A 5,544-nucleotide genomic window follows, 5' to 3' on the forward strand; every position below is an offset into this window, starting at 1 on the left:
CTGGGCTTATCAGGCTCTGAGCAACCTGATCGAGCGCTACGGCTGTGTGGCCGGCTACCCCAACGGCACCTACCGCGGCAGCCGTGCGATGACCCGCTTTGAAGCGGCCGCCCTGCTGAACGCTTGCCTCGACCGGATCACCGAAGTGACCGACGAGCTGAAGCGCCTGATGAAGGAGTTCGAACAGGAACTCGCCGTTCTGAAGGGCCGCGTGGATGGCCTCGAGGCCAAGGTTGCTGAGCTGGAAGCGACCCAGTTCTCCACCACCACCAAGCTCTCAGGCCTCGCCACCTTCGTGCTCGGTGCCAACAACTTCAGCGGCAACGCCAACAACGTGGTGCAAGCCAACAAGGCAACCTTCGGGGCCACCACGTTCAACTACGACGTGCAGCTGAACTTCGACACCAGCTTCACCGGGAACGATCTGCTGCGCACAACCCTGCGTAGTGGCAACTTTGATGGAGATAGCAACAGCTTTGGTGGCGCCGGTCCCAGCGGTCTCTCGCAGCTGGAAGTGGCCTTTCAGGAGGAAGCGGGACCCAATCTCCTGAGCATCGATCGCCTCTTCTATCAATTCCCCCTGGGCGACTTCACCTTCACCCTCGGTGGCCGGGTGGGCCAGGAGGACATGCTCGCGATCTGGCCGAGTGTGTACCCGGCTGAAACGGTGCTCGACGTGCTCACCCTCGGCGGTGCACCGGGGGCCTACAACAAGAACCTCGGAGCCGGCGCCGGCGTCTGGTGGCAGAAGAATGGCTTTGCCATCAGTGCCAACTACGTGGCAGCCAATGGCAGCAACGGCAATCCCAACGACGGTGGCATCGCCACCGATGGCGCCGGTGGCACTGGCACCGTGCAGATTGGCTACACGGCTGAGCAGTGGGGGCTTGTGGCCACCTACTCCTATATCCAGAACGCCAACGAGCTGTTTGTTTATGCCACCAACTTCACCTTCGACAGCTTCAGCAATCCAGGCGACACCTCGGCCTTCGGCCTGAGCGCCTACTGGCAGCCAGCTGAGAGCGGCTGGATCCCCTCGATCAGCGCTGGCTGGGGCATCAACAGCACCAACTACAACAGCACGGTCAACGATCAGGGCCTGGTGAGCACCAGCCAATCCTGGAGTGTGGGCCTGCAATGGGAGGATGCCTTCCTCAAAGGCAACGCCCTCGGTATGGCTGTGGGCCAGGCACCATTCGCCACAAGCCTCAAGGGTGGCGACACCCCCAACGACGGCAATTATGTGTGGGAGTGGTGGTACAAATTCCAGGTGACCGACAACATCGCCGTGACTCCGGCGTTGTTTTATCTGAGTCGGCCCCTGGGCGGGGAAACGCCTGAGGGGCGCAGCTTCCAGCAGCTGGGCGGGCTGATCAAGACCAGCTTCCGCTTCTGATCCTCAGTGGTCAGGCGCGGGATGGTGCTCACAGGGCATCCATAACGAGCCCATCGCATGGGCACCGTTGCAACCGAGCTGCCTGGCCTTCTCCAGAGCCATCTCTTTGCTGGGGTAGGCCATCAACTGCTCCTTGGGCGGAGCGCTGCTCTGGTGCCGATGAGCATTGCCTGGGCTGAGCGACCAGATGCCCATGGCGTTAACACCAGCCACCACAACCCCCATTCCCACCACGCAGGCATTCACCACGCCCATCCCCACCACACCGAGGCTGAGCACTCCCATCGGCACCACACCGATGCTCACCACGCCCATCGGCACCACGCCAATGGAGATGATCCCCAGCGGTGCAATACCAACCGCAACCAGCTTGGGTGATTCACCACAACCAGACATCGCTCTTGCTCAGTGATGGGTTGATGAGGTGCTGTCCTGCCCGTGCTTCCCGCAGGGCATCCATTGCTGTCCCATCGGATGGGCGCCAGTGCAGTGGAAGTGCTTCCTGGCTGCTTCTTCAGCTTCCGCTTTCGTGGCGTACAGGGCCGGCACCCCGGCGGGGTTGGCATACACAGCCGCACCACAGAGCGGGGCTACGGCGGTGATGGCGATAAGGCTCAGCCGTCGCTGAACGCTGCACAACGCTGGGCGAGGAGACATGAGGACAACCAGGCCGGACGAGCTCACAACGTAAGCCAAGTCTCCAGTAAAGAAGGCTGAGAAGAGGGTTGATGTGCACGGATCGCCACACGCCACCACCACCTATGCTCAACAAAGCTTCCCGTAACAGGAAGGTTGCGTCATGGATGCTCCCGCCCTGCGCATCGGCCAGGTAGCCCAGGCGAGCGGCCTGCCTGTGAAAACGGTGCGCTTCTACAGTGACGAAGGCCTGATCCACACGGCGGGGCGCTCCATCGGCGGCTACAGGCTGTTTGATCCCGGTGTGGTGGCTGAACTGGAACTGATCCGCGCTCTGCGAGCGATGGATGTTCCACTGCCCGAACTACGCCGCATCCTCGATGTTCGCCGTTCAGGTCATTGCAACTGCACGACACTCAAGCACAACATTGAGACGCGCATCGCGTCGATTGATCACCGCCTAGAGGAGCTTTCAGCGATGAAAGGAGAACTGACACAACTCCTGAACAGCTGGCAGGACTGCGGCGGCATCAAAGAGGGATAAACAGCCTTCTATCCCGGTCAATCCGACTGAATCAGGAAAGCAATACATCTAATCAAGCACTCAGGGGCAGACACCAAAACCCCCGAGCAGAGCCCGAGGGTCAAGGGTTAATCAACATTCCAATGGCGTTCGTTAGGCGAAGCTGCTGGCGTTGGCACCTGGGGCCGAACGTTCCAGGTGTGAGCGATTGGTTCTCCTGGGGCACCTGTGGCGGTGCATGCGGAGTGTCGATCAGTCAGGCGCACGAGGTGAGAGCCAGCGACTGGGCTGCTCTCTTGCCCGGCTAAACGACCCGCCCACGGTTGGGTGAAGACTGTTGGAGCAGGGGCCTGCAGTCAGCGTTGCTTCTACTGGTACTGCGGTGGGGTGTCAGCCATCGGTGGCTCCTCCCTTGGTTGATGGCTGCAGCATCGCCACTCCACATGGGCTTAGGCAATCAGCCATTACACGCATTGCCTCGCACGCCAGGGGCGACGAGATTGGTTGGTTTGGCGGTTCCCCTCACCGCTGGAACACCATCCGCGGTGGTTGCGGCGGCTGCCATTGCGCGGCGCATAGTGCCCAGCCCTCAGCTCGGCGTTGGCGCCACAGCTCCAGGGCCTGCTCACGGCTGAGCCGTTAACGCCGCTTGAGCAGTGGTGCCTAACAGCCACTCACCGCTCGTTACCTCCAGCTCCTGCCGCCACCGGTCCCACAACACCACCGGCTTGAAATGCAGCACCCGCCGGCCATCGCTCAGCCAGCGTTCCGCCGGTGTGGCCGGGATTTTGGTTTTGCGCTGACTGACGTGCACGGCCGCCCCAGCCTCAGCCCACCTCCGGCGCCCAGCCCCGCTGGCGGGTCATGTCATCCGTCCAGCCCTGGCAGCGGCGGATCAGGTGCTCGCCCTGGGCAATCAGGCCCTGATGCAGCTGGCAGGTGAGCAGGGGAATGCACTCCGCTCCGGCGTGATGGCGGAACCAGTGGCAGGTCATGCACACCTTGCGGCTACGACTGGAGCGCAGCACTCCCTCATCGAGATAGGACCAGGCCTCGCAGTCACCTTGGGCTGCAGGCATTCCAGCGCGGATTGACCTGGATTGAGACAGAGCCACCACCAACCCCTTACATGCGTACACCTGTACTAGCAGGGGTTGGGCTGGTTGTCGCGTTTGCTGGGGTTGCCTTCAACAAAGGAGCCCCGGGCCATGGGCGCCCGGGGCCTTTGGAACCAGTGAGCCCTTGGCAGCCCACTGCCCCACGGTCATGGCTCAGATCTGCAGCAAGGTGCAAGGGTTGCCTGAACCCTTCAGAGTTTCTACGAATTTCATCGGACCCAATTCGCCCAGATGGCATTGCACCAAAAACCCTGAAAACCAAGTAGCTGAAAGGGTTCCAGCGAAGGTGTCCCGAGAACAGTCCATTGAGCCTTCGAGGGCCAGCTCCGCAAGGACGATCAGCCCTTGATTCGCAGCGTCATCAATGCGAGCGCGTCAACGAACGACACCAAAAGGCTCCGAGCCCGAAGCGGTAGCTACCATAGGTAGACACCAGGCGGAGCGATGGGCCATGGACACGGCGAAGCTGTTCTCCTCGGGCCGCAGTCAGGCCGTGAGGCTGCCCAAGGACTATCGATTCCAGGGCAACGAGGTCGCTGTCAAGCACTTCGGCAATGGGGTGCTGCTCCTCCCTTTGGATGATCCATGGGCAACCCTGGAGGCTGGTCTGGCCAGCTTTGAGCCTGGCTTTGTGCTCGAGCGCCAGCAGCCCGAGGAACAACAGCGGGACGCCATCCAGCCGTGATTCTGCTCGATACCAACATCTGTATCCACGTCATCAACGACAGACCGCCGGCGGTTCTGGCGCGATTCCGGCAGTACCGGATGGGCGAGATCGGCGTCTGCAGCGTGGTTGCCGCCGAGCTGGCCTATGGCGTTGCCAAGAGCGGTTCTGAGCGCAACCGTCGCGCCCTGGAGATGTTTCTGGCTCCGCTCGCGATTCTGAGTTTCGATGAGAGAGCGCTCTGGGTCTATGGCGACTTGCGGGCTGAGCTGGAGCGCAAGGGCACCCCGATCGGCGCACTCGACACGATGATCGCGGCCCACGCGCTCAGCCGGCAGTGCACATTGGTGACGAACAACACCCGTGAATTCGCCAGGGTGCCGGGGCTGGCCCTGGAGAACTGGGTTCAGCCCTCCTGATCAGCAGGGTCCGCTTGCGCACGGCTGAGCCGGTCCGCCAGCGCCAGGCACTGGTCCATCTCCCGCCAGAGCAGCTCGCGGCGTTCGGCCGTTACGGAGAAGGAGCGGTGATGCAGATCACGGCCGAGGTAGCGGAGGGCATCGCAGATGCGCCGCCAGTCATCAGGGCTCAGCTGCTCGGTGGAAAGAGTCATCCCTTGATCCTGCCAAGGGCGTTGCTCAGCGACGGAACCCTCAAGGGCCCTCCAAGTCTGAGGCATGCCGTGCACCCCCAAGGGCCGGACAAGCGACATGAGACGACCTTGAGACACCGAGCGTCCCATTAAGGCATCATTTCGACCGGCTCAGAGGCCCTTCGCCAACTTTGAATCCATTGCGCCGCAGGGATTAGCCCCTCGCAGTGCAAACGATCTCAAAAAATGGGTCGTCTGAGATTCGAACTCAGGACCAATCGGTTAAAAGCCGCCTGGCGAGTCCTGAAAACCTAGTGGCTGAAAAGGTTTCAGCAAAGTTGTCCCAAGAAAAGTCCCAAGAACCTGCGCAGTGGGATCTCATCATCGCGCACCCATGAGAATTGGACTCATTTCTCGCTGATTCCAGGCCCACCCACAGAGCTCCCGAGGGCCAGTCCGGCAAGGATGCTCAACCCTTGATTAACAGCGTCATCAATCCGCCCCTGGGGGCGGGTGCAAAACAACGCCACGGGGTGCTCGGGAGTTGAGCCGCCAGAGTGTTGTTGTGCTGCATCGGGGTCAACGACTCCGAGCCGACCAGCGGGCTCCTCCACC

10 protein-coding genes and 1 pseudogene are annotated in these 5,544 nt (G+C 61.7%); 4 read left to right on the plus strand and 7 right to left on the minus strand.

The genetic code is table 11. The features are described from left to right. On the plus strand, window positions 1-1,396 hold a 1,396-nt coding region (locus tag KUL97_RS05900), incomplete at its 5' end, for an iron uptake porin (RefSeq protein ID WP_217796077.1). 3 nt (window positions 1,397-1,399) lie between these two features. Here the strand turns inward: KUL97_RS05900 and KUL97_RS05905 are convergent. Both KUL97_RS05905 and KUL97_RS05910 read right to left on the minus strand, forming a co-directional pair. Further along, on the minus strand, window positions 1,400-1,792 hold the full coding sequence (locus KUL97_RS05905) for a hypothetical protein (protein WP_217796078.1): 393 nt from the start codon (window positions 1,790-1,792) through the stop codon (window positions 1,400-1,402). Window positions 1,793-1,801: 9 nt separating this feature from the next. Next, complete coding sequence (locus KUL97_RS05910) at window positions 1,802-2,053, minus strand: DUF3721 domain-containing protein (RefSeq protein WP_217796079.1); 252 nt, start codon at window positions 2,051-2,053, stop codon at window positions 1,802-1,804. Between the two features lie 142 nt (window positions 2,054-2,195). Between KUL97_RS05910 and KUL97_RS05915 the strand changes: the two genes are divergently transcribed. After that, entirely contained in the window at window positions 2,196-2,576 is a 381-nt protein-coding gene (locus KUL97_RS05915) for a MerR family transcriptional regulator (protein ID WP_217796080.1), read from the plus strand. A gap of 501 nt (window positions 2,577-3,077) precedes the next feature. Here the strand turns inward: KUL97_RS05915 and KUL97_RS13890 are convergent. Genes KUL97_RS13890 through KUL97_RS05930 form a run of 3 tightly spaced genes read right to left on the minus strand, consistent with a single transcriptional unit; the run spans window position 3,078 to window position 3,634 of the window. Further along, window positions 3,078-3,173: a hypothetical protein gene (locus KUL97_RS13890; RefSeq protein ID WP_217796085.1), complete on the minus strand. Its 96-nt coding sequence runs from the start codon at window positions 3,171-3,173 to the stop codon at window positions 3,078-3,080. 7 nt (window positions 3,174-3,180) lie between these two features. After that, window positions 3,181-3,369 (minus strand): hypothetical protein, encoded by a 189-nt coding sequence (locus tag KUL97_RS05925; RefSeq protein WP_217796081.1) that lies wholly within the window; start codon window positions 3,367-3,369, stop codon window positions 3,181-3,183. A 13-nt stretch (window positions 3,370-3,382) separates the two neighbouring features. Next, window positions 3,383-3,634, minus strand: coding sequence for a galactose oxidase (locus tag KUL97_RS05930; RefSeq protein ID WP_217796082.1), 252 nt, complete (start codon window positions 3,632-3,634; stop codon window positions 3,383-3,385). 490 nt (window positions 3,635-4,124) lie between these two features. On the opposite strand from KUL97_RS05930, the gene KUL97_RS05935 reads away from it, so the two are divergent. After that, on the plus strand, window positions 4,125-4,358 hold the full coding sequence (locus tag KUL97_RS05935; protein ID WP_217796083.1) for an antitoxin: 234 nt from the start codon (window positions 4,125-4,127) through the stop codon (window positions 4,356-4,358). Beyond that, a complete protein-coding gene (locus KUL97_RS05940; protein WP_217796084.1) occupies window positions 4,355-4,756 on the plus strand; it encodes a type II toxin-antitoxin system VapC family toxin in 402 nt (133 codons plus the stop codon). Before KUL97_RS05935 ends, KUL97_RS05940 begins: the two co-directional genes overlap by 4 nt. Here KUL97_RS05940 and KUL97_RS13740 read toward each other — a convergent pair. Both KUL97_RS13740 and KUL97_RS05950 read right to left on the minus strand, forming a co-directional pair. Next, complete coding sequence (locus tag KUL97_RS13740; RefSeq protein WP_254896262.1) at window positions 4,744-4,950, minus strand: hypothetical protein; 207 nt, start codon at window positions 4,948-4,950, stop codon at window positions 4,744-4,746. The genes KUL97_RS05940 and KUL97_RS13740 overlap by 13 nt on opposite strands. Before the next feature lie 386 nt (window positions 4,951-5,336). Continuing rightward, window positions 5,337-5,544: pseudogene (locus KUL97_RS05950) on the minus strand (hypothetical protein); the annotation flags it as partial.

Origin of the sequence: Synechococcus sp. HK05 (assembly GCF_019104765.1) — a bacterium.
Classification (GTDB): Bacteria; Cyanobacteriota; Cyanobacteriia; order PCC-6307; family Cyanobiaceae; genus Vulcanococcus.